Source organism: Herbidospora galbida, assembly GCF_005233835.1.
Lineage (GTDB): Bacteria > Actinomycetota > Actinomycetes > Streptosporangiales > Streptosporangiaceae > Herbidospora > Herbidospora galbida.
On sequence record NZ_SZQA01000029.1, the window covers coordinates 63,722 to 88,029 of the forward strand.

The following is a 24,308-nucleotide window of genomic DNA, read 5'->3' on the forward strand; positions in this document are numbered from 1 at the left end:
GCCCTTCCTTTATGGTCGACTTGACCTAAAGGAGGTCGGAATGCGCACCCTCCGCTTGGACGCCGCGACCCGCCACCTTTGCGCGGGGGTCTACCTCGACCGGATATTCCGCATCAAAGTCCTGCACAAGGTGCACAACGACACCCGGCACATGATCGCGCCCTCCTACGGGTTCGACCTCGTGCCTGTCATCCGGCATGCCTGGCGTGCCTGGATCCTGGAACACGCGCAGCATGTCGCTGTCGTGCTGGTGCTCTCGGTGGGCTTCGCGGCCAATCCGCCGGCCGTGGCCGGCGTCGGATGCGTGTTGTGCGTGGTGACGGTGGTCCGGTTGGCCGCGCGTAAGGGGAGCGAGCTGGCACGCCGGCAGGCGAAAGCGGCCGCTGACTCCTTCCTCCACCGCGTCACCTGGCGGAGTGACACCGAGGCGCTGCGGCAGGGGCGGCGCATCGTCCGCCTTGGCGCGTGGGCCGTGCTCGGCCTGCTGACTGTGCCCTTCTTGCTGGCGAGCATGCAGGGAGTGCACCCGGAAGCGATGGTGCGGACCACGCTGCTGCTGCTCGGGCTCCTCGCCGGTGTCGTCGCCGTACGGGCGGCGGTCACTCAGCGGTGCATGAACGTCATGCACAACGCCGATCCGCTCTATAACACGCCCACCACTGCGCGCCTGGCCGGCATCGCCGCGCAGCAGCACCACCCCGTGGTCATCTACCGGCGACCCGAGCCGCCCGCCTCGGATGAGGATGACGAGTTCCGGCTGCCCAGGCTCCGCCTCGACGAAGAGGAAGAGGAGTTCTTCGTCGGAGCCGGGTTGCTCGTGCACCGCTGGATGCCACCACTTGCCATCCAGCTTCGCGCCGAGGGTGATGGCGAGGAGAAGGATGAGTTCGCGCGACCCCCCTTCAGGGCCTCCGAACTCGTCGCCTACCTGCGCGGCGCCATGGCTCCCATTGGTGACGCCGACGACCCGACGTCCCTCCCCGGCTTTCAGATCCGCGATCGCCTCTACGCCCCGGAAGACGACGTGGTCGACCGGCCCGCTTGGTTGTGGAAAGGGCTCGACCAGTCCGAGATCGACGCCGCCGTCGACAGTCCCTACGGCGCGCTGCACCACTTTCTGGAGATCAGGACCAGCGCAACCGGCGAGATCGTCACCACGGTCTTCCTACGCGTCACCGTCAAGGGCCGTACCCTCAGCCTCGACTTCGCGGCGACCGCGCTCACCCGTACACCCAGGGAGTTCCAGATCCTCGAAGGTCATGCCGAGTCCGGTGGCGGAGCGGTCGTCCGCGCCGTGCTGCGGGCGCTGGCCGGGCTCCCGGGGCAGGTCAGTGCGGCGTACTGGCTGGTGCTCGCGCCGTGGACCCTGTTGGGGGCCTGCCTGGCCGGGCGGAACGGGTTGGTCCGGCCGCGTCGGGGCCGCACGGTTGGTCCGGTGGTCAGCATCCGGGCCGAGCGGGCGACCGACTGGGAGAACAAGTCGGCGTTCGACGAGGTCACCATTCAGGACCATGTGAAGTTGATCGAGCTTCGACTCCTGAACTGCACCGAGACCTTTCTGCGGGGGCGTGGTGTGGACGTGTCGGGCTTCAGCAAACGCGCGGCCAGCATCATCAACGCCGGAATCCTCAACATGGGCGGACGGGTCGACGTCAAGGACTCCGCCGTCGGACCCAACTCGCAGTACCGCAACGACGTCCGCGACGACAGCAAGGCCGAAGAGGGAGCGCACGGATGAACAGCGGCATCGCCAACCATGGCGGCACGGTGAACGTGAACCACAGCGCCGTCGGTCCCAACGCCACCTACCACGCGAGCGGCCGATCCTCCCGACCGGAGCGGCTCGCCGCCCTCGGGATCATCACCATGAAACCGCTGGAGACCCAGGCCGTCCGCGACGAGCTCGGGCTGGTCCCGACGCGTGCCGCCGGGCTGCACTTCCACGAGGGAACGGTCGATGGCATGCGCGTCGCCGCGCTCCAAACCCTTGCGCAGGGCAACCGGTCGGTCATCATGGCCTGCCAGAACCTGCAGCGGATATTCAACCCGCCCGTAATCGTCCTCACCGGCATCGCCGGGGGCATCCACAAGGACGTCGAGCTCGACGACGTCGTCATCGCCACCAGTGTCATCTACTACGACCTGCGCAAACTGACTCCCGACGGGACCCGGCACAGGTCGGACGAAAAGCCGTCGGCCGCGCACGTCGTCAACGCCGTCAACCACTTCTTCGTCGATAAGGGCGAACCGGCGGCGATCTCCGGGTTCCGCGTTCATGGGAGCCCGATCGGTTCCGGGGAGGCGGTGATCGCCGAGGAGGAGTCGGAGATCGTCCGGCATCTTCAGGCCTACAACGACAAGGTCCTGGCCGTCGACATGGAGGCGGGCGGGTTCACGCAGGCCTTCTACGAGCAGGCCGGTGACCATACGGCCCAGGGCTGGGTGGTCGTGCGTGGCATCTCCGACCATGCGGGGGCCGACCGGCACTACGGACACCACGAACCGGCCGCCAGGAACGCGGCCGTGGCCGTGCGGAAGCTTATGCCCTACCTCCAGCTCGATTGATCGTTGAGGCCTCAGCGGCCCCGCAGGATCAGCCGCAGGGCCCGCCCCGGCCGCTTCCCGTGGAACGCCGCCCGCTCGTTGGCCTGCGGAAACGGCACGTCCGGGACCGGCACCCCCAGGAACCGGCACAGCGGCTCCCAGCCCTCCCGGCACTCGAACACCAGCAGCCGGTCGGCAGGGAAGGCCTCTTTCACCTCCTCGACGTGCCGCCGGAACACCGCGACGCAGTGGTCGCGGTCGGCCACCCGGCCGTCGAACACGCGGTCGAAGATCGTCGCCCGCGCCATCCGCGGGTAGAGCGCGAAGTCAGGCGACCGCCACGCGATCAGCCGGGTCACCAGCCGCCGCCGCCACGGCTTCGGCTGCCCGGCCTCGATCTGGCGGCGGAAGATGGTCTCGCTCGCGCTGTCGTACCAGCGGCCGGGGTCGCGGACGGTCAGGACGACCTTCGCCGCCGGGTAGTGGGCGGCGAGTTCGCGCCAGTACGAGGCCGCCGGGAAGTCGACCGCCGACCGGTGGCCCGCGAAGATCGCGTCCCAGTCGGCCGACCGGCCCTCGCCCACGTCGAGCCACTGCCTGACCCGGTGGGGCTCGGCGATCACGCCGGCCATGTGGTAGCAGGGGCCGAATCCGAGCAGTTCGAGGGCGGCCTTCAGCGACCTGGTGCCGGTCCGGCCGAATCCCGCGCCGATGACGTCCACGAGCGGCCTCCCGGGGGTCTGATCGGACTCTGATCTCACGGTGGTTGTATCGCGTCCGTCGCCGCTTTCCCAGGCCCGAAGGAGACGCGTCATGGTCTTTCCCGCACCGCTGCTGGCCCTGCTGAGCGAGGAACCGCACCGGCCGGTCTTCGAGCACGGCTCGCGCGTCGTCACCCGCGCCGAGCTCCTCGCCATGATCGGCGGGATGGCGGGCACCCTCGACGCCCAGGGGCTGCGCGGGAAGGCCGTCGCGTTCCGGACCTCGGTCACGCCCGAGGCGTTCGCCGCCCAGATGGCCGCGCACGTCCTGGGCTGCCGGGTGGTCGGCGTCCGGCCGGGCTACTCCAAGGCGCAACTGGCCCACGTCCTGGCCATGGACGTCGACCACGTCGTCGACGACGCGACCCTGCCCGAGGTGGGGGACGCCACCTGCCCGACCCCGCTGGGCCGTCCCGGCGACGTCGCGATGCTGGCCTTCACCAGTGGCAGCACCGGCCGCCCGAAGGGGTGCGCCCTCACCTACGGCGCGCTCGACCGGCACTGGGCCTGGCAGCCGGGCGTGTGGTCGCCGGTCGCCAGGGAGATGGCCGCCGGGTTCGAGCGGTATCTGCTGTTCGGCACGCTGGCGAGCATGGTCGTCTTCGAGTTCCTCGGCCTGGCGGTGCTCGGCGGGGGCACCGTCGTGATCCCGGTGGAGCCGGAGTTCCCCCGCGTCTACCGCGACCTGCGCATCACCGGCTCGATCTTCACCGTCCCACGGCTGACCCAGATCATCGACACCGGCACCGAGCTGCCCGACATGCGGGCCATGATGGTCGGCGGTTCGCCCATCTCCGCGTCGCGGCTGGAGCAGGCGGTGAAGCTGCTCGGGCCGGTCGTCTACCAGGGCTACGGCGCGACCGAGGCCGGTTCGATCTCCATGCTCACCCCCCGCGAGCTGCCCGCGAAGGCCGACACCGTCGGCCGCCCCCATCCGATGGTGCGGGTGCGGGCGCACGAGGGCGAGCTGCTGGTCAGCAGTCCCTATCTGATGAGCGGCTACTGGAACGGCGAGGAAAACCCGGTCGCCGACGGCTGGCTGCGCACCGGCGACCTCGGGCACGTCGACGACGAGGGCTACATCCACATCGTCGGGCGGGCGCGCGAGGCCGTCATGGTGAACGCCATGGTCGTCTACCTCGGGCCGATCGAGCGCGCCCTGGAGAGCCATCCCGACGTCGAGGAGGCCTACGTCGTCGGCGCCCCCGACCGGGCCACCGGCGAGGCGGCCCACGCGTTCGTCGTCGCGAAGGATCCTGACATCGGGGAGCTGAAGGGTCACGTCCAGGAGGAGCTGGGCGCCGACCACGTGCCCGCCACGATCACGGTCATCGACGAGGTGCCGCTGGCGGCGTCGGGCAAGCCTGACAAGAAGGCCTTACTGGCTCTGATCGTTCTCTGAGAATCGCCCGCCAACACTAAGGGCATGCTGGATTACCTGGTGATCGGCGCCGGACCTGCCGGTCTGCAGATGGGATGGTTCCTGAGGGCGGCCGGGAGGTCGTACACGATCATGGAGGCGGGCCCGGCGCCGGGCACGTTCTTCGCGACCTTCCCCCGCCATCGAACCCTCATCTCCATCAACAAGAAGTACAACGGCACCGACGACCCCGAACTGAACCTCCGCATGGACTGGAACAGCCTCCTGTCCGACGACCCGGAGCTGCTGTTCACCCGCTTCAGTGACCGCTACTTCCCGCACGCCGACGACATGGTGCGCTACCTGGCCAGATTCGCCGAGGGCCTCGACGTCGTGTACGGCTCCCGCGCCCGCCAGGTCACCAGGACGAGCGACGGTTTCGCGGTCACCGACGACCACGGCACCGTGCGCACCGCCCGGCGGCTGATCATCGCCACCGGCGTGAGCAGGGAGAACGTCCCGGCCATCCCCGGAATCGAGCAGGCCGAACAGTACGGCGAGGTCTCCGTCGACCCCCAGGACTTCGTCGACAAGCGGGTCCTCATCATCGGCAAGGGCAACTCGGCCTTCGAGACCGCCGACAACCTGGTCGAGACCGCCGCCGTCGTCCACGTGGCCGGGCCGCGCTCGCTCAAGATGGCCTGGCGCACCCACTACGTCGGCCACCTGCGCGCGGTCAACAACAACTTCCTGGACACCTACCAGCTCAAGTCCCAGAACGCCGTCCTGGACGGCGACGTGCGCCACATCGAACGCCTCGACGACGGCACCTACCGGGTGACGGTCGCCTTCGTCCGGGCCGACGAGGTCACCAAGGACATCCCCTACGACCGCGTCATCGTCTGCGCGGGCTTCGCGTTCGACCGGTCGATCTTCGACGACACCTGCCGCCCCGCGCTGCACGCCAGCGGCCGGTTCCCGGCCCTCACGCCGGCCTACGAGTCGGCCGACGTGCCGGGCCTGTACTTCGCCGGCACCATCACCCAGTCGCGCGACTTCAAGCGCGGGACCAGCGGCTTCATCCACGGCTTCCGGTACGGCGCCCGCGCCCTCCACCGCATCCTGGAGGAGCGGCACCACGACGTCCCGTGGCCGGCCAAGGAGGTCGGCGCCGACCCGAAGGCGATGGCGCAGGCGGTCCTCGACCGGGTCAACCGCAGTTCGGCCCTGTGGCAGCAGTTCGGCGTGATCGCCGACGTGATCACCCACGACGGCCACTACCTGGAGGAACGCCCGGTCGACCTGCCGATCGACGGCCCCCACTACACGATCACGCTGGAGTACGGCCCCGGCCACGACCAGGTCGACCCGTTCGACGTGACCGTGGGCCGGATCAGCCAGAGCGACGCCGACCGCGCCGACGAGGGCCACTACCTCCACCCGGTCGTCCGCCACCACCGCCCCGGCGAGGAACCGGCCGTCCACCACGTCACCGAGAACCTGGAGAACGACTGGACCTCCCCTGACGTCCACCTGGAACCCCTGCGGGCCTTCTTCGCCCGGCGGGCGTGATGCCCTCGTACGAGGCCATCGCGCGGCAGCGCCTCCCGAAGGCCCACTACGACTACTTCGCCGGTGGGGCCGGCGACGAGAGCGCCGTCCACGAGAACGAGGCGGCGTTCGCGCGGCTGCGGCTGGCCCCCCGCGTGCTCGGCGGCGTGGCACCCGACCTGGCGGTGACCCTGCCCGGCGGCCGTGCCTCCCTGCCCGTGCTGGTCGCCCCGACCGCCTTCCACCGGCTCGCGCACCCCGACGGCGAACTCGCGACGGCGCGGGCCGCCGCCGCCGAGGACACCGTCATGATCGTCAGCATGGCCTCGACCATCCCGATCGAGGCCATCGCCGAGACGGGCGCGACCCTCTGGTTCCAGCTCTACGTGCAGCCCGACATGGCCTTCACCGAGCGCGTCGTCGGCCGGGCCGAGAAGGCGGGCTGCCGGGCCCTCGTCGTCACCGCCGACTCACCGGTGTTCGGCATCCGGCCGCGCGACCTGCACAACGGCTTCCGCGACCTGCCCGAGGGCCTGGCCTGCGAGAACCTCCGCGAGGGCGACGTGGTCAGGCCGATCGAGTTCTCCCCGGAGATCTCCTGGGCCCATCTCGACCGGCTGCGCGAGGTCACCGACATGCCGCTGGTCGTGAAGGGCGTCACCCACCCGGACGACGCCCGGACCGCCGTCGGCCACGGGGCCGCGATGGTCATGGTCTCCAACCACGGCGGCCGCCAGCTCGATCGGGTCGCCGCCGCGATCGACCTGCTGCCCGAGATCGCGGACGCGGTCGGCGCGGCCGTGCCGGTGACGGTCGACGGCGGGGTGCGGCGCGGCACCGACGTCGTGACCGCGCTCGCCCTGGGCGCCCGCGCGGTGCTGGTCGGGCGGCCGATCATCTGGGGCCTGGCCGCCGAGGGGGAGCGGGGCGTGCGGGAGGTGCTGCGCCGGTTCCGTGCCGAGACCGAGGTCGCGATGGCGCTGGTCGGCGCGCCGCTCGACCGGAGCGTGGTGCGGCGATGCTGATCCTGAGCCTGGCGGCGGTCTTCGTGCTGAGCCTGCCGTGGTGGCTGCCCGGCCGGGTCGTCGCCCTGCGGCTGCTGGTGTTCGAGCGGGTCAACGGCGAGGAGACGGTCGCGGTGCCGGTCGAACGGTTCCGCGAGGTCTACTCGCATCCGGCCGCCTCGGGACGCAGCCGGGGCGCGGCCCTGTCCGACCTGTTCTGGTACTGGCTGTCCCCGGGCGCCGACCTGCACCAGGAGCACCTGGAGCCGGGGGAGCGCTACGACGCCGTGGCCGCCGCGACGCGGGGGTTCCTGGCGGTGTCGAAGACCGAGATCGAGGAACTGGCCGTCCGGTGCGCGCGCCGGGCCGGGCCGGCGTACCGGCTGCGCGACCTGGCCATGCCGGTCTGGGCGGAGTTCTCCTACGGACTCGTCTTCGGCGAGGAGTGCCCGCCCGAGGCCCGCGCCCTGATCACGGCCAACGCCGACGACGTCGTGACCGCGCTGAAGTGCACGGGCCTGCGGCACATGGACCGCCGCGACCGGCTCACCGCCTACCTGGAGACCCGGCTCGACGACGTCCGGCAGCCGCTGCCCGGCGGCCTGACCCGGCGCGAGCAGGCCCTCTACCTGCAGGGTGTCTTCTTCAACACGGCCGTGGTCCAGATGGCCGAGGCGACCGCGCACCTCGGGATGGTGCTGGCCCACCACAAGGGGGTCCAGGCGCGGGCCCGTACCGGAGACGACCGCTTCCTCGACCAGGTCATCAACGAGACCTTCCGGCTCTATCCGCTGTTCGGCGTCGCGCACCGCATCACCCGGGGCGACATGCGGGACATCCCGGAAGGGTCGGTGCTCTGCTTCAACTACCCCGACTTCCACCGCGCCGGATTCCCCGACCCCGACCGCTTCGACCCGGCCCGGTTCGAGCACGGCGTCCGCGACCTCAACCACATCCCGTTCGGCATCGCCGCCAACCGGCCCTGCCCGGCCTGGCGGCTGGCGCCGATCGCGCTGCGCGCGGCGTGCCGGGAGCTTCTGCGCCGATGGGAGTTCTCGTCGTCGGCCCGGCACACCCGTTCCCTGCCCAACCGGGGCCCCTGCCTGCTCACCCCCGCCGGCTCGCCGCCGCCCGCCTGGAGACTCCGGGTCATGGCGGTGCGCGACCGCTGGGAGGACGTCTGGCGCAGCCTCGTCCAGCTCGTGCTCGGCGGCTACATGGTGTGGGACGCCCGCCGCCAGGCCCTCTGCGCCCGCCACTTCGGAGACAGGTGATCACATGGACGCCAATCTCGAACTCGTCCTGAAGGTGCTGCCCGCCCTGGTCGTCATCCTCGTCGTCGCCGCGCTCTGCGGGCAGCTCGCGCTGCTGGCCCGCCAGCCGCGCGTGCTGGGGGAGATGGTCGCGGGCGTGCTGCTCGGACCGACCCTGTTCGGCTGGCTGTTCCCGGCCGCGCAGAAGTCGCTGTTCCCGCCCGAGATCAAACCGATCCTGTACGTCCTGAGCACCATCGGCCTGACCCTCTACATGTTCCTCGTCGGAGCCGGCCTCGACCACAAGGCGAGCAGCCCCGCGCAGGTCAGAAGGGCCGGCGTGCTGGCCGTCTCGGGCTTCCTGCCGTCGCTGGCCCTCGGCTTCGGCGCCGGCCTGCTCCTGTACGGAACCCTGTCGGCCGGCGAGAGCGCCCGGTGGGAGTTCGCCCTCTTCCTCGGCGGCGCGCTCTCGCTGACCGCCTTCCCCATGCTCGCCCGCATCCTCTACGAACGCGGCCTGCAGAACTCCCCGATCGGCCGCCTCACCCTGCTCGCCGCCTCGGTCGACGACGCCGTGGCGTGGTGCCTGCTGGCCCTGCTGACCGCCCTCCACCTCGACACCGGCGGCGCCGGCGCGCTCCGCACCATCGCGCTGACCGCCGTGTTCGCCGTGGTCATGCTGAAACTGGTGGCCCCGCTGCTGCGCCCGCTCGGCACCCGCTTCGCCGCCACGGGAACCTTCACCCCGACGATGATGTACGTCGTCGTGCTCGTCCCGCTGACCGCCGGCTGGCTGACCGACTGGATCGGCGTCTACGCCGTGTTCGGCGGCTTCCTCGCGGGCCTGGCCATGCCCCGCGACCCCAGGTTCCGCGAGGCCCTGCACGGCCGCATGATGGAGGTCGTCTCCACCCTGCTGCTGCCGGTGTTCTTCACCTTCTCCGGCCTCAACACCCACCTCGACGGCATCGCGGGCGGCGCGATGCTGCTGGCCTTCCTGCTGATCCTGGCGGTCGGCTTCGTCGGCAAGTACTTCGGCTGCGCCGTGTCGATGCGCGCGATGGGCTTCTCGTGGCGCGAGTCGTACGCCGTCGGCGCCCTGATGAACGCCCGGGGCCTGATGATCCTCATCTTCATCAACATCGGCCTGGCCCACGGGATGATCGGCCAGGAGGTCTTCGCGATGCTGGTCCTGGTCGCCGTCATCACCACGGCCGGCGCGGTGCCCCTCTACCAGCTCGCCCTGCCCGCCCGCCTGGAGGCCAGGCAGCCCGATCGGGAGGACGAGTTGGTGTAACTTTCACCTATTTTCGGGTGGAACCGCAGGTCGCGTTTTCCGGGCTCTGGCGCTTCGGTGACAGGAGTGACAGTTTGATTCCGTGGCACGTCGGCTGCTGCTCATCGAAGACGACCGAGAACTCGGCGCGCTCCTCGTCGAGATCCTCACCGACCACGGCTACGAGGTCGACCACGCCGTGGAAGGACAACGCGGCCTCCACCTGGCGCTCAGCCGGACCTACGACGTCATGGTCGTCGACCGGGGCCTGCCCGCCCTCGACGGCCTCGACCTGATCCGCCGCCTCCGGCGCCGGGCCGTCACCGTCCCGGCGCTCTTCCTCACCGCTTTCGGCACCGTGCACGACCGGGTGACGGGCCTCGACGCCGGCGCCGAGGACTACCTGGTCAAGCCCTTCGAGATCGACGAACTCCTGGCCCGCGTGCGCGCGCTCACCCGCCGCCACACCGACCACGCCGAACTGCTCCCGCTCGGCCGCGCCTGGCTCGATCTGGGCGCCCAGGCGGTGTGGCTGCCCGACGGCGCGCAGGTGCCGCTGTCGGGCCAGGAGTGCCGCCTGCTCCGCGCCCTGGCCGTGCGTCCCCGGCACGTCCACACGAGGGCGTCGCTGCGGCGCGGCGTTTTCGACGGCGCGACCACGGAGTCGATCGTCGACACCTACGTCTACTACCTGCGCGGCAAACTCGGCTCGGGCGTGGTCCGCACCGTCCGCGGCATCGGCTACCGGCTGGGCAGCCTGTGAACGCGCTGCTGACCCGCGCCCGCCGCCGGGTGACCCTGCGCACCGCCGGAACGATCTCCGTCCTGCTGCTCATCATGGGCGGCCTGGTCTACGGCGTGATGGCCGGCCAGCAGGACGCCGCCGCCCGCCGGGAGGCCCGGGTGGCCGTCGAACGCGCCTCCATCACCAGCCCCCCGCCCTGCCTGTGGCTGACGGAGGTCGAGGGCGACATCCTGCGCCGGTCTCCGGGCGCGCCGGAGGCCCTCCCGTGGCGGGCCGGGATCAGAGGCGTCGAGCGCGACGGCCGGACCCGCGTCGACCGCGTGGAACTCGGCGGCCTGGAGTATCTCGTCCACACCGAACGGCGCGGCGCCGTCATCCGCCAGGCCGCGCTCGACCTGCGCTACCAGATCTCCGAACGCCGGCGCCTGCTGGACACGCTGATCATCGCCGGGATCGTGTCGCTGCTGGCCGCCGTCCTGATCGGCCACCTGATCGCCCGCCGCGCCATCGCCCCGCTCGGCGAGGCCCTGGCCCGCGAGCGCCGGTTCACCGAAGACGTCAGCCACGAACTCCGCACCCCTCTGGCCCGCCTGCACACCAGAGCGCAGCTCGTCTCGGTCCGCCTCCGGCGCGGCGAACTCCCCGTCGAGGACGTCGACCGCCTGGTCACCGGCACCCGCGAACTCGGCGAGGTCGTCGACGACCTGCTGCTCAGCGACCGCCTCCGCCACCCGGTCGACCTGGCCCTGCTGGCCCAGGACCTCGCCGAGGCGGAGTCGCCCCGCGCCGAGTCCCGAGGCGTCACCATCGAGGTCCACCGCGACGACGGCCCGGCGGTCGTCAGCGGCGCGGCTCCCGCCCTGCGCCGCGTCCTGTCGGCCCTGGTCGACAACGCCCTCACCCACACCGCCCCCGGCGGCCGCATCACCATCACCCTGGCCTCGGCCGCCGACCGCGTCAGCCTGACGGTCGCCGACGACGGCGCGGGCCTGGCTCCGGGAGACCCGGCCCGCCTGTTCACCCGCCACGTGACCGAGAGCAGCGGCTACGGCCTGGGCCTGGCCCTGGTGAAGGAGGTCGTCGACGGCCACGACGGGATCCTGACCGTGGCCGGCGCCCCCGGAGAAGGAGCGGCCTTCACCGTCACGCTCCCCGCCGACGACCTAGGACGAACCGCCTCAGTTCCCGCCAGGGTTGCCGGCGGTTGAACTCCATCCGGTCGTTGACGTGCGGAAAGGGCACGTCGGGCACCGGCGCCCCGAGGAACCGGCACAGCGGCTCCCACCCCTGGCGGCACTCGAACACGAGCAGCCGACCGGCCGGGATCGTCGCCCGGACCTCCTCGTTGTGCCGCCGGAAGACCTCGATGCAGTGCTCCCGGTCGTCCAGCCGCCCCCCGAACACCCGATCGGCCACCGTCGCCTCAGCCATTCTGGGGAACAGAGCCAGCTCGGGCACCCGCCACAGCATCAGCCGGTGCAGCACCCGCCGCCACCGGGAACCGGGCTCTTCGGGCTCGACCGCGCGGTGGAAGATCGTGTCCTGGGCGCTCTCGTACCAGCGGTCGGGGTCGCGGACGGTCAGCACGACGTTGGCCTCGGGGTAGTGGTCGGTCAGCTCCCGCCAGTAGGAGACGGCGGGGAAGTCGACGGCCGACCTGAAGCCCCGGAAGATCGCGTCCCAGTCGGTGGTCTTGCCGTCGCCCACGTCCAGCCACTGGCGGATCTTGCGGGGATCTTCGACGACGTCGGCCATGTGGTAGCAGGGGCCGAACCCCAGGATTTCGAGCGCCGCTTTGAGCGACAGGGTGCAGGTCCGCCCGAAACCGGCGCCGATGACGTCCATGAGCAGCCCTCCACAGTGGATTTCTCAAGATCGTCACCTATTTCCCGAAGGCTCTCGGGTTGACACGCCGCTGTCGGAATTCTGGTCGTCCGTGTGGATGGGCAATTGCCGGATGATTGCGCACCACCGACTGCGCCGATGTGTGAGTTGCCGCAATAACAGTAAATGACCGATTTTTATGTGATTTGTCGGGCGGGCTGCGACTCCAGCCCCACGGGTCACAAAACGGACTTTCGGGAATCTTTGGGTTCGCTGCCTGTTCGGTCGATCGCCCTATATCCGTACTACTGCGGTTTGTCGCTCCCGTACGTGCTGCAACATGCACAAACGGCGCATTCGATCGGGCCGCCCCGTGGGGTTTCCAGGAAACTCGGACATTTATCGGAATGGTCCATCAATGCCCCTAATTGAGATTAGTAACGTTAAAGTAACTATTTACTAGTGTGTCGCCCATGTTCGGCCACGATGGAAACACATAGCAACCGGTGGCCTCATCCGTACATCAAGAGAGCGGGCAGAACCCTTGACTGAAGACCGTGGAATTCGCCTATTGCGAACTGTTGAAGGGCTGCTGGAATGAAACGCCGTACCCGGCGCCGTGCGCCTTTCACGAGCATCGTCGTCGTGACGTCGCTGGCGTTTCCCCTCTTCGGGGCCTCACCGGCGGCCGCCGCCGCGGAGCAGGAGACGCTTCCCCTCGACGTGGTGATCCTCGTCGACGAGTCGGGCAGCCTCCGCGAGGGTGACGTGATCGAGGAGCGGCGGGCCGCCACCACGATCGCGCGGACCGCCTTCAACCCGCGCAGCCGCGTCACCGTGCTCGGATTCGGCAGCCAGAACGAGGTGGGGCAGAACGCCGTCGACGAGGTCTGCCGGCCCACCGTCGTCGACTCCGACGCGAACCTGCAGTACCTGTCCACGTGCGTGCGTGAGCTGAAGCGGCGGACCGACGCCGAGGGCAACGACACCGACCACGTCGCCGCGCTCACCGACGCCCTGTCGGTGCTGCAGAGCGGCTCGCCCGACCGCGCCCAGAAGGTCATCTTCCTGCTGACCGACGGCGAGCTCGACGTCCCCCGCAGCGAGGCCTACGGCACCGGCGACGAGAGCGACCCGGTGACGTGGGCGCGCCGGAACAAGGCGGCCGGTCAGCAATTGGAGGCCCAGATCGGCCGGTTGCAGGACGCGGGGGTGCAGATCTGGCCGCTGGGCTTCGGCCCGAACGTCACCCAGGGCAACCTCGACAGGTTCGCCGCCGGCGGTTCCCGCGACAGCTGCGACGGCCGGACGCAGACCCAGCCGGTCGCCCGCATCGTCCGCGACCCCGAAGACGTCGGCAACGCGCTGGTGACGGCGTACGCGTCGGCCACCTGCTCGAAGAGCATCCCCAAGCCGCCCGTGGTGGTGCCCGGCGGTGAGACCCGCGAGATCACCATCGACATCCCGATGATCGCCACCGACGGGACGATGGTCGTCAACAAGGGCCACTCCGACGTGCTGGTCAAGTTCATCGACCCCGAGGGCAAGGAGGTGGCCGGGACGGGGCAGGCCGACGGCTCCACGTTCAACCGCAGTGGTGAGAACACCACCACGGAGGTCCTGCGCATCGTCGACCCGAAGAGCGGCCCCTGGAAGATCCAGCTGCGCGCGCCCGACTCGCTCGCCGAGCAGGTGGTGAGCGCCACCGCGCTCTGGCACGGCGCCGTGCAGGCCGCCATCGTCGCCGAGCCGTCCAACGCCCGGACCGGTCAGGACGTGCGCCTGTGGCTCTCCCTGGTCACCCGTGACGGGGCCATCACCGACGAGAGCGCGCTGAGCACGCTCGACTTCTCCATCACCGCCAGCGGGGCCGGGCTCGCCGGGGCGCAGCGCGTCGCCGTCACCGACGAGGGCGTCGCGCCCGACGACAAGGCGCACGACGGCCGCTACGCCGGCACCTTCACCGCGCCGCAGACGGCAGGGCAGATCGACCTCGTCGGCGAGGTCGTCGGGGACGGGATCCGGGCCGAACGGGTGCCGGTCAGGCTCCGCGTCAGCCCGCCCGAGACGATCATCCAGGGCACCGTGAAGTTCGAGCACGACGGCGTCGTCACCCAGGGCCAGACGGTGCCCGGCCGCCTGAGCATGCGCAACGACACCGGCACGCCCCGGAGCGTCCGGCTCCAGGTCGAGGGCGCCGCCAAGGCGACGCTCACGCCCGGCACGACCTTCGACCTGCCCGCCGGTGACTTCGAGCAGGACTTCACGGTCGCCTTCCCCGCCGACGCGCCGCTCGGCGGAACCGCGGTCACGGTGCGGCTGGTGGCCGAGGACGACCCGTCGATGACCTTCGCCGAGGGCCTGCTCACGGTCACGGTCGAACGGCCGCCCACGACATGGGAGCGCATCCGGGCGTACGTGTTCACCGCGCTGGCCGTCCTGGCCCTGATCGCGTTCGCGCTCTGGCAGTGGCGGCTGGCCTGGAAGCGGCGGGTGGCCGTCAAGGGCCTCAAGGTCAGCCTTCTCCTGGAGGGCGAGCCGCTCGGCACGGAGCTGGTCGCGCCCTCCCGCTGGTCGGATGTGTTCCGGTTCACCGTACGGGACGTCGGCGCCGACCACCCTCTGCTGGCCGGATACGACGCCGCCCAGGGCGACGAGCTCTACACGGCCGTTCGCGACGGCGACGGCGCCGTCCAGCTTCAGGTGCCCGGCGAGGAGAGGCGACTCCTGCCCTTCGGCGAGGAGAGCCGGCCCATCCCGGGCGGCTACCGGCTCTCCTTCCGCGACACCGGGAAGCGGCGCCGGTCCCTGTTCCGGCGAAACCCCAAGGCGGCCAGACCCGGCGTCACCCCGCCGTATGAGGAACCCGGCCCGCGTGACCCGTTCGACGACACCCACGAGTGGGCCCCGAGCGGCCACGGCTCCAGTCACGCCACCACCTCCACCGATTACGACGACCCTTGGTCCTGAACCGGGACAGTGAGGCAGTTATATGAAGCTCTACCAGCCCTTTCTGTTCGTCGGGCTAGGCGGCACCGGCTGCGCCGTGGGCGCGGAACTGGAGCGTCAGGTCCGAGAGGAGATCTGCGGTCCGGACGGCAGCCTCTTCCAGCGCCTGCGCCCCGACGCCCAGCGCTACCAGCTCCCCGCCTGCCTGCAGTTCGTGTACGCCGACGTCAACCAGGCCGACCTCAACCGCATGGCCACCAGCGTCGTACCGGGCGCGCAGCACGCCTCGGTCGTGTCGGCCAACGCCCACTACGTCCGTGACCTGGTGCCGCAGGTCTCGTCCTATCCGCAGGTCGCGCTGAACCTGCGGCTGGCCCTGGAGGCCGCCGACCGCGCCTGGCTGCCGCCCGAGCACGGGGAGCCCCAGGTGATGCCGCTGTCGCGGGGGGCCGGACAACTGCCCACCGTGGGCCGGGCGGCGCTGTTCGAGACGTTCCGGTCGGGTGTCGCCCCGGCGGTCCGCGACCTCGACCGGGCCATCGGCAACCTGTCGGGCCAGCAGGCCGCACGCGACCTGCGGCGGCTGGCGGGCACCAGCAGCATGATCAACCGCCGGGCGGTCGACGTCTTCGTCGCGTTCTCCGTCGCGGGCGGCACCGGCGCGGGCATCTTCTACGACTACCTGCACCTGATCAGCCGCCAGTTCCAGGGCACCGACCTGCAGCTGAAGATCTTCCCGCTGGTGCTCATGCCCTCCGCCTTCGACGAGGGCAAGGGCGGCGGCCGGGCGGCCGAGCTGAACGCCGGCCGGGCCCTGCTCGACCTGTTCCAGCTGATCGACTACCAGAACGCGCCCCGGGCCGTCCAGCACCTGTCGGGCCTGTACGCCGAGCAGACCGACCCCGAAGAGGTGGCGGTCCGCTACCCGCAGGAGGGCCGCATCGCCATGCGGCACGGCCTGGCCCAGACGGCGTTCCTGTTCTCCCGGCCCGCCGGGGTGAGCGCCGGCGACCTGCGCCGGTCGGTCGTCTCGCTGGTCATGTCCCTGGTCGGCACCGAACTGGGCGAGCAGCGCCGAGGCGAGGGCGAGCAGCACCAGTCCTTCGCCGACAGCTTCATCAACTCGGCCACCACCCGCCAGACCATGGCCGCCAACGGCGTCGGGAACCGGGGCGTGTCCACGGCCCTGGTGACCTCCCTGACCACGCCGGTCGACGAACTGGCCGACGTGGTCGCCGGACGGCTGCTGCGGCTGGCCGTGGAGGGGCTGCGCGAGCCCGACACGGCCAACGAGTCGAACGCCAAGCTCATCGAGGACTTCTTCACCACCGCCGGGATCCACCCGATCTTCGCCCGTCCCCGTCCGCAGTTCACCGAGCCCGAGCCGGCCACCGGCGCGCGCGACATCGCCAGCGCGCTCACCGACCGGGTCCAGTTCATGCGGCAGGGCCTCGGGGAGCAGCGGGCGCGGCTGGAGGGCGAAGTGCCCGCCATGGTGACCCGGTTCGACCCGGGCGGCGCGGCGGCCGGCATGCTCGCCCAGTACGACCCGTTCCGGGTGCGACGGGTGATGTTCGGGCACGCCGCGCTCAGCGAGGGGCCCGACAAGGTCGGCGCGGCGGGGGTCATGCAGCGCCGTCGGCAGCCTCCCACCGGGCCCGACGGCGGGCGTGACGCCCCGCCCGCCATTCCGCAGCTGCGCGACCGTTCCCTCGGGGTCGTCCGGATGAAGTGGAACGACGACATCCCGACCGGGGTGCGGCAGCAGCAGGACAAGTGGTTCCGCTACCGCAACCAGGTCCAGTGGGCCGACGCCTGGAGCGCGCAGGCCCAGCACTGGGAGCGCACCCTGAAGGTCGTCGAGGAGAACCTGCGCGCGCTGGGCGAGGCGCTCACCGACACGGCCCGGCAGGAGCCCGACCGCTTCAGGGAGCGCGCCGACCATCTCTACCGGCCCCGCGACGGCGTGGCCTACCACCTGCCGTCCACCACGCTGGAGCAGTTCTGCCGCAACGCCATCGCCCGCATCCGCGAGCGCCTCCAGCTGCCGCCGGGCGTGCAGGACGCGGTCGTGCTGGAGCGGCTCCTCGGGGAGGACGGCTGGCGGCCCCTGTACAGGCAGGCCTCCGAGACCACCCCTGTGCGCGCCGTCGACGAGCTGCGCGACCGGATCAAGATCGCGGTCAAGACGTACCTGCAGGAGGAGGCCCCCGGCCTCACCACGCTGCTGCCCAGGCTGCGCGACCTGCTCGACCAGGCCGTCGGCCTCACGTCGAGCCGGCCCAAGTTCGGCGAGACCGAACTGGAGGAGTTCAACGGACGGCTGGCCGGGCTCATGCCGGCCAACTTCACCCCGCAGGGCGCCGGACCGCTCAAGGTCCTGGTCACCTATCCGGGCGGTGTGAACCAGGGCATCGCCGACTACCTCAAGGACACGCTTCGCCTGCCGGCCGACCCGGGCATCACCTACGAGTTCAGCAACACCACCGCCGAGTCGATCTCGGTCGTGCTGTTCCGGTCGCAGATGGGCATCACCGACGTCCAGGAGGTCCGCGAGGTCCTGCGCACCTGGGCCGACGCCATCCACCGGCCCCGCAGCGACGACTTCCTGGCCTGGCGGCAGCGCACCGGCTACGACTTCGGCTACCTCGCCACCCGCGAGGAGCACCGCACCCGGATCCTGCACCGGCTTCTCGTCGCCATGTGGAACGGGGACGTGCAGGTCATGGGCGACCGCCAGTCGCCGGCCCGGGTGCAGATCACCTTGAACGACGTCCACATGGCCCTCGACCTCAAGGCGATGGAGGAGGCCTCCTCGTGGGCGAGCCTGCTCCAGGCGTACGAGCTGTGGGCGCTGGCCGACGACAACGAGACCGCGCGGGTGTTCTGCGGGAAGCTGATGCAGCTCATCCCCAACCGGCTCGACGAGGGCGGCAGCCCGCCCGGGAAGCTGTTCGAGCTGGTCGTCGGCATGGCCGACAGCCAGATTCGGGCCATCGACACCATGCTGACCGGGATCGGCCAGGCCGGCCGGGCCCGCGCCCGGCTGATGCGCAAGTTCTGGGCGGAGACGCTGCCCGGGGCGCTTGAGCAGCACTTCGACAGCGCCGCGCCCCGGGAGAACCTCGAGCAGCTGTACCAGTCGTACCTGCGCAGGCGGGGGGACGTCGCGTGAGCCGACGAGTGGTCCGGTTCGACCTGCGGGGCAGTGGCGGGAACGAGGCCGCGGCCCGGGCCCGCGCGTTCCTGGCCGACGACACCCAGTCCGACCTGAGCCTGCTGCTGATCCTCGACGAGGCGTCGGCGCTGCGCCGGCACCGGCAGGCGTACGAGGCGCTGGTCTCCTCCAACTACACCGACGGGATGCTGTGCGTGGCCACGGGGCCGATCGACGGCGACCCGCCGCTGCTCGAGCTGCCCGGCAGCCTCACCCAGGCCGCGGGCGTGATCTGGGTGCCCGACCCCGCCGGCATCACCTGGCGGACCAATCCGCCGGGACCGGCCATCCGCCGCGACCGGCGGGACGCGGACACCGGCCTGCGCCTGCTGCTGGACGTCCTGTCGCAGGCCGACGTGTTCCGGGAGACGCTCCGCCGGCTCCAGGCTCCCGGCCTGGTGGTCAACCCGGGGCTGCGCCTGGCCGGCGTCGGCGAGGGCCAGAACGACTTCGACCAGGCCCTGGCCGCCGCGGCGACCCGCCTGCTGGCGCCCGGCGCGGGCAAGGCCCCGGCGCTCACCTCCCGCTATGAGGAGACGCGCGCCCAGCGCGCCGCCGTCCGGCTGCGTCGCGACGGGCCGCTGGACAACGACGTCGCCGCGGCGAGGACCGCCGTGGAGGAGGCCGCGGAGGCCGCCGGCGACCTGCCCCGCCCGATGGCCATGTTCACCGGGACGCAGGAGGCGCGGGCCGCCATGTCGCGGGCGAGCGAGCGCCTGCTCGCGCTCCGCGACCGGCTGGAGCGGCTGTTCTCGGCCGCGCACAGCAGCGTCGGATTGGAGCCCGAGCACCTCGACGCGATCGAACGCGAAGGGGTGACCCTGCCGTCGGTGCCGGATTTCGACGCGACCGAGACCGCCTCGACCATCCGCGACTACATCAGGGACGGCCTGGACAACCGGGTGGCGCTCCCCGTGCTCACCGAGGGGCTGAACCGGTGGCAGCGACGGCTGATGCCGCTGGGCAGCCGGGCCCGCATCCCCGACCTCCGGCGGGCCTGCCCCGACGAGGTGATCACCCGGCTGCGCCATGCCGAACCGATGCCCGGCTCTCAGTGGTGGCTGCCGCTGGCGGGCTTGACGAGCACGGCGCTGGCCGCCGTCGGCCCGCTCGGCGTGGTCAGCGGCCCCGTGATGGCGCTGCTGTGGACGCTGCTCGTGACCTTCACCCTGGGACGAGACCAGCCGCTCGCCCGCCGGGTGGGCGCGGTGACCGGAAACGCGGTCGCCGCCGTCGCCGGGGTGGTGGGCGCGGTCGCCGCCGCCGACTTCCTGCTGGCCGACCCGTTGCCCGATGTGGTCTGGGCGGGGCTGCTGGTCCTCTCCCTGGTGGTGGCGCTCGGGGCCGTGCTGGTGTCCTGGCGCGCCCGGGCCCAGCGCTGGGTCGAGAGGTGCGGCCTGGCCCAGGCGGGGGAGGCGGTGGAGGCCCTGCTGGGCGTGGCCGGATCGGTCAGCGGCGAATGGGCCAGGGCCGGTTCCAAGATCGCCGCCGCGGACGCGGTGTCCCGGATGTCGGTGGCGCTCGACCAGGTCGGGGTGGCGGTCCGGGAGCGGGCCTTCCGCCCGCCGGCCGAGGAGTCGGCCGCCGAACCCGACCCCCGGGTCACGCACTACCTGTCCGACCTGGTCATGGAGGCGATGGCGCCGAGGCTCCGGGTGCTGGTGTCGGGCACCACGGCGGTCCACGGCGAGCAGGTGAGGCACAAGGCCGCCGAGTTGTTCGAGGTGTGGGAGGACCACGTGAGCGGGCGCAGCCCGTATGACACCCCGCCGTTCGGGCGCGAACGGCAGCTCACGCCCGAACGGCGGCTGAACGAGGACCTGCCCGAACTGCTGGCCGCCGCCGGGGCCGACCCGCGCGGCGAGATGCGCCAGTTCTGCTCGGCGGGCGAGATTCCGCTGCTGGATCTCGGCGCGGAGCCCATGACGGTGCGGTTCGCCTCCCAGCGCGACCGCGCGGCCTTGGCCGACTCGCTGCCCACCGGCGTGACGTGGATCCCGTCCACCCAGTTCGCCGGCACGCTGCGCCTGCTCCCGCTCCGGGGCGGCGTCGCCCGGCAGAGCTGGGCCGCGGAGCCCGAGCAGGAGGCGGCCAGGTGACGTTGAAGCAGGGGGATTCACTCACCTTCTTCGAACCCGGCGGCCGCCGGACGGAGGCCGTGCTCGAAGCGGCCGAGGAGATCGCCTGGAGCGGCTCTCCGCTCCAGGCCCACCGGGTCATCCTGAGCTGCGCCGACGGCACGGTTCGCCAGTACCGCCACCTCAGCCCGCTGACCTCCGCGCACGAGGCGTACCAGGCGCTCGACAACGAGATCCTGGCCGGCCTGCGGATGCACCGCCTGTGCGGCGACCGTCTCTATCCGGCGTCGGTGTCCAGGCTCGCCGGATACGAGGCCAACGGGAAGGAGCCGTTCGCCCTCGTCGAGCACTACCGGGGAAGCCCCATCGGCAGCACCAGCGGCCGGATCGTCCCCGGTGAAGGCGTCCGCTTCCAGTCGACCCTCCTGACGGGGGCCCGCTGGCTCAACGCCGCGGGGATCGCGCACCGATCGATCTCCCCGGCCAACGTCCACTGGGACGGCATGACGGCGCAGATCACCGACTTCTCCACCGCCACCATCGTCGGCGCCCCCCGCGAGGAGATCGGCCGCCCGCCCTGGCAGGCGCCCGAGCAGCGGCCGGGCCAGGTGGAGGGATGGGTGTCCCAGAAGGAGGACGTCTGGTCGGTCGGGCGGCTGATCTACTACGTCGCCACCGGGCGTGAGCTGATCCGGAGCGAACAGGCCAAGGAAGAACCCGAACTGGCCCATCTGCTCAACGGCATCTTCGGGCCGATCGAGGGCCGGCCGACGCCCCGCATGCTGCTCACCCGGCTCAACCTGCACGACCCGGTGCCCCAGCAGATCCAGCCGGACGCCGCTCTGGAACAGGGGAGAGCCGACTTCCACGTCCACCGCATGCGCAAGCACCCCGGCCTGAGAACCGTGAACGGATCGATGCCCCGGCCCGCGACGCAGTCGCCGCCGCCCCCGCCGCCAGAGCCCGACACCCGGAAAGGATGGTGGCGCCGATGACCACCGACGGCCGCCACGCGGCCCCGACGTCGGCGCCCAACGCGATCCCCATGCATCCGGCACCTCCGCCACCCCCGAAACGGCCCCCCGGACAGACGATCACCTGTCCCATCTGCGCCTCCACGCTCGACTGGGAGAGCCTGCCCCTCTACCGCTGGGACCAGGGGGCGGCCAAATACGTCGACCTGAAGCTGGGCGCCGGCATCAGCGCCACCCAGAAGGCGCAGTCGCTCCGGACCGCGTCCATCCGCTGCGCCGACCCCGAGCAGCCCAACGCCTACCACTACCTGCCGTACTCGTACGGCAGGTACGGCAGACCCAGCGTGTACGGCTTCGTGGGAGCCACGAACTCGGGCAAGACACACCTGCTGACCGCGATGATCGGCCAGCTGGAGAAGTACGGCCTCGGACCGGGGCTGCGGCACCGGCCGATCACCCTGGCCGGGCACCAATATCTGAAGAACCACCAGATCGGCCCGTTCCTCAACGACTCCAAGGTCATCGAGCACACCCGCCTGAACTCCATCGGGCTGGTGGACATCCTGGCCGTCCGCGAAGGCGACGGCACCGAACGCCCGATCGCCCTCTTCGACGTGGCAGGCGGAGACCTGCTGGAGATCGACGCGGCCCGCAAGTTCCTGGACGTCGCCGACGGCCTCTTCTTCGTCGTCAACAGCGACGAACTGGGCGGCGACGAACTGGGCGACCAGACCTTCAGCACCGTCCTCGAACTTCTCGAAGCCTCAGGACGGCTCAGCGAGGTGAGCGCGGCGATCATCCTCGGCAAGGCCGACCTGCTCCGGTTCGACGACCCCGTCACCCGGTGGATGCGGCAGCCCGACCAGACCCTCGACGCCAAGGCCTCACTGGAAGAGAGCGCCGACGTGTACGCGTACCTGCAGGTCAGGAACGCCCATGCCTGGACCCGGCCCTACCGCGACTGCCGGAAGGCGACGCTGCACGTCGCCTCGGCGACGGGAACCGGCGCGGTCGAGAACGGCAGGTTCGTCCGGGGAGTGCGGCCCGTTCGGGTGCTCAACCCGTTGATCGCCCTCATGGCGATGACCGGAGTCATCACCTCTGAAGAGGCCAAGCAGATCGGAATGTGATGTCAGTAGAGCAAATCGAGTTGCGCTGGCGGCACGGCAGGGACTTCGGACCGATCGCGGGGTCGGACCCCACCTCCATGGACCGGATCGGGACCATGTTGTCGGGCCTCGGGGCGCCCCCGCCAGGAGCGAACCTGGGTCACCGCAGCGTGGTCTACATCCAGATGCCGGATTACGGGATGGCCGCCGTGATCGAGCGCCTGTACAAGCCGAACGCCTCGCCGCTGCGGGACATGAGAGGTCACGCGGGGGGTTACACCGACAGAGCGCCCTACGGGGGCCGTGAGCAGCAGGTGGCCCGGGCGCTCGTCGGGCCGGCGGCCGAGGTGACCTGGGAGCTGGCCCTCGCCTGTCATGACCGGGGCTTGACGGACATTCCCGGACTGGGACTCGAGGCGGGCGACGTCGACTACGACGATCGGCTCAACCCGCTGCACGCCGAGACGCTGCGGGATTTCACGAAGACCTGGCTGAGGCACGTCGACGACCGGCGGAGCGGCCCGAACCTCGATCGGCTGATCGCGGCGGCGCTCAGAAACCCCGCTCAGCCGATTTCCGCGCTCCTGCCGCCCGAGCGGCTCAGCGGGGACGGCGCCCTGCAGAGCGCCTACCTGCTCGGCCTCTGGGGCACGGTCAGCTTCCTGCTGCTCTCCGGCATGAAATCCGGCTGGCGGGGGTCGTTCTCCACGTTCGAACCGCCCCCGGGAAACACCATCCACAACCTGCCCCATCTGGTGTTCCGCGATTTCACCCGATCGGCTCACGGCGACGCGCCGCCCACCCAGACGCGGGACGAGAACACCGTCCACCTGTACGCAGGGGCGCCGCCCGCGCCCGACGACGAATGCCTGCGTCTCGGGTCGATGCTCGCCAGGGCGTACGAGGAGCTGGGCTACAACAAGCTCGTCCCCCTGCTGAAACAGGTCGCCGCCTATCGCACCATGCCGGAGCGCTTCCACATGCTCATGACGATGCCCGACCTGGCCAGGTTCGACGATGGCAAGACGGTCCTGGCCCCGTTGCCCGCCGCGCCGCGGAGTCCCGCCGAGGGCCGCAGGCACCATCACGAGCCCGACGCGGCGCCCGAGGACGCGCGTTCGTCGAACGGCGCCGAACTGGTGCAGGTCTACGAGATGCTGCAGTCCCGGGCGGGCACCCCCGCGTTCCTGGAGCTCGTGGAGTGGATCCACGCCGCTGCCGCCCAAGGGGTGACCGTAGGCCACCAGCAGGCGGAACGACTGGTCGCGGTGCTCGAAGACGTCGGCTGGTACGAGCGCGAACTCAAGACCGCCTACCGGGCCGGGGCCGCCGCCCGGCTGGCAGGCCTGCTGTACCCGTTGTTCGCCGGCCGCCTGAACGACCGGCGGACCCTGTCCTGGATGAGCGACAAGGTCACCAGGCCGGAGACCTCGCCGAACCTCGTGCGCGCCCTGATCTTCCTGTACTCCCGGGCGGACGGGGCCTCGGCGGGCTTGATGGCGGAGTTCGTCGCACCGTCACTGGTCAGGAGAGCCGCGGCGATGTCCGGCTCGTTGACCGAGGCCCCCTTCTGGAAGCGGACGTTCACCGCACCCGGATGGATGCTCGCCGCAGTGGTCGTCCTGGTCACCATCTCCGTCGTCCTCCAGCTGGCCTGGTGATG

At 71.1% G+C, this 24,308-nt stretch carries 17 protein-coding genes; 15 read left to right on the forward strand and 2 right to left on the reverse strand.

Annotated features, from left to right (window positions below):
- Positions 1-40: 40 nt before the first annotated feature.
- Both FDA94_RS26515 and FDA94_RS26520 read left to right on the forward strand, forming a co-directional pair.
- Positions 41-1,738 (forward strand): hypothetical protein, encoded by a 1,698-nt coding sequence (locus FDA94_RS26515; RefSeq protein ID WP_137249793.1) that lies wholly within the window; start codon positions 41-43, stop codon positions 1,736-1,738.
- The gene (locus FDA94_RS26520) at positions 1,735-2,565 is read left to right on the forward strand and encodes a 5'-methylthioadenosine/S-adenosylhomocysteine nucleosidase family protein (protein WP_137249794.1); all 831 of its coding nucleotides are present in this window, start codon (positions 1,735-1,737) and stop codon (positions 2,563-2,565) included. Before FDA94_RS26515 ends, FDA94_RS26520 begins: the two co-directional genes overlap by 4 nt.
- An 11-nt stretch (positions 2,566-2,576) precedes the next feature.
- On the opposite strand, the gene FDA94_RS26525 is transcribed toward FDA94_RS26520, so the two are convergent.
- On the reverse strand, positions 2,577-3,266 hold the full coding sequence (locus FDA94_RS26525) for a sulfotransferase family protein (RefSeq protein WP_246060169.1): 690 nt from the start codon (positions 3,264-3,266) through the stop codon (positions 2,577-2,579).
- Positions 3,267-3,357: 91 nt separating this feature from the next.
- Here FDA94_RS26525 and FDA94_RS26530 point away from each other — a divergent pair, with 91 nt between their 5' ends.
- The 7 genes from FDA94_RS26530 to FDA94_RS26560 all read left to right on the forward strand — a co-directional run bounded on the left by FDA94_RS26530 (position 3,358) and on the right by FDA94_RS26560 (position 11,702).
- A complete protein-coding gene (locus FDA94_RS26530) occupies positions 3,358-4,707 on the forward strand; it encodes a class I adenylate-forming enzyme family protein (RefSeq protein WP_137249796.1) in 1,350 nt (449 codons plus the stop codon).
- 24 nt (positions 4,708-4,731) lie between these two features.
- Complete coding sequence (locus FDA94_RS26535; protein ID WP_137249797.1) at positions 4,732-6,237, forward strand: NAD(P)-binding domain-containing protein; 1,506 nt, start codon at positions 4,732-4,734, stop codon at positions 6,235-6,237.
- Positions 6,237-7,241: an alpha-hydroxy acid oxidase gene (locus FDA94_RS26540; protein ID WP_137249798.1), complete on the forward strand. Its 1,005-nt coding sequence runs from the start codon at positions 6,237-6,239 to the stop codon at positions 7,239-7,241. Before FDA94_RS26535 ends, FDA94_RS26540 begins: the two co-directional genes overlap by 1 nt.
- Positions 7,235-8,494: a cytochrome P450 gene (locus FDA94_RS26545; RefSeq protein ID WP_137249799.1), complete on the forward strand. Its 1,260-nt coding sequence runs from the start codon at positions 7,235-7,237 to the stop codon at positions 8,492-8,494. Before FDA94_RS26540 ends, FDA94_RS26545 begins: the two co-directional genes overlap by 7 nt.
- A 4-nt stretch (positions 8,495-8,498) precedes the next feature.
- Positions 8,499-9,770, forward strand: coding sequence for a cation:proton antiporter (locus FDA94_RS26550; RefSeq protein ID WP_137249800.1), 1,272 nt, complete (start codon positions 8,499-8,501; stop codon positions 9,768-9,770).
- Between the two features lie 82 nt (positions 9,771-9,852).
- Positions 9,853-10,512, forward strand: coding sequence for a response regulator transcription factor (locus FDA94_RS26555; RefSeq protein WP_212735528.1), 660 nt, complete (start codon positions 9,853-9,855; stop codon positions 10,510-10,512).
- Positions 10,509-11,702 carry a sensor histidine kinase gene (locus FDA94_RS26560; protein WP_137249801.1) on the forward strand — a complete coding sequence of 398 codons (1,194 nt, stop codon included), beginning with the start codon at positions 10,509-10,511 and terminating at the stop codon, positions 11,700-11,702. Before FDA94_RS26555 ends, FDA94_RS26560 begins: the two co-directional genes overlap by 4 nt.
- Here FDA94_RS26560 and FDA94_RS26565 read toward each other — a convergent pair.
- Entirely contained in the window at positions 11,638-12,339 is a 702-nt protein-coding gene (locus FDA94_RS26565; RefSeq protein ID WP_137249802.1) for a sulfotransferase family protein, read from the reverse strand. The genes FDA94_RS26560 and FDA94_RS26565 overlap by 65 nt on opposite strands.
- Positions 12,340-12,963: 624 nt before the next feature.
- Here FDA94_RS26565 and FDA94_RS26570 point away from each other — a divergent pair.
- The 6 genes from FDA94_RS26570 to FDA94_RS26595 all read left to right on the forward strand — a co-directional run bounded on the left by FDA94_RS26570 (position 12,964) and on the right by FDA94_RS26595 (position 24,306).
- Positions 12,964-15,288 (forward strand): vWA domain-containing protein, encoded by a 2,325-nt coding sequence (locus FDA94_RS26570; protein WP_170991134.1) that lies wholly within the window; start codon positions 12,964-12,966, stop codon positions 15,286-15,288.
- 22 nt (positions 15,289-15,310) lie between these two features.
- On the forward strand, positions 15,311-18,442 hold the full coding sequence (locus tag FDA94_RS26575) for a tubulin-like doman-containing protein (protein ID WP_137249804.1): 3,132 nt from the start codon (positions 15,311-15,313) through the stop codon (positions 18,440-18,442).
- Positions 18,439-20,583 (forward strand): hypothetical protein, encoded by a 2,145-nt coding sequence (locus tag FDA94_RS26580; RefSeq protein ID WP_137249805.1) that lies wholly within the window; start codon positions 18,439-18,441, stop codon positions 20,581-20,583. Before FDA94_RS26575 ends, FDA94_RS26580 begins: the two co-directional genes overlap by 4 nt.
- Entirely contained in the window at positions 20,580-21,557 is a 978-nt protein-coding gene (locus tag FDA94_RS26585; RefSeq protein ID WP_137249806.1) for a protein kinase domain-containing protein, read from the forward strand. The genes FDA94_RS26580 and FDA94_RS26585 overlap by 4 nt, the downstream gene beginning before the upstream one ends.
- A complete protein-coding gene (locus FDA94_RS26590) occupies positions 21,554-22,666 on the forward strand; it encodes a hypothetical protein (protein ID WP_137249807.1) in 1,113 nt (370 codons plus the stop codon). Before FDA94_RS26585 ends, FDA94_RS26590 begins: the two co-directional genes overlap by 4 nt.
- A gap of 77 nt (positions 22,667-22,743) precedes the next feature.
- Positions 22,744-24,306, forward strand: a complete 1,563-nt coding sequence (locus FDA94_RS26595) for a hypothetical protein (RefSeq protein ID WP_137249808.1) — start codon at positions 22,744-22,746, stop codon at positions 24,304-24,306.
- The last annotated feature ends 2 nt before the right edge of the window (positions 24,307-24,308 follow it).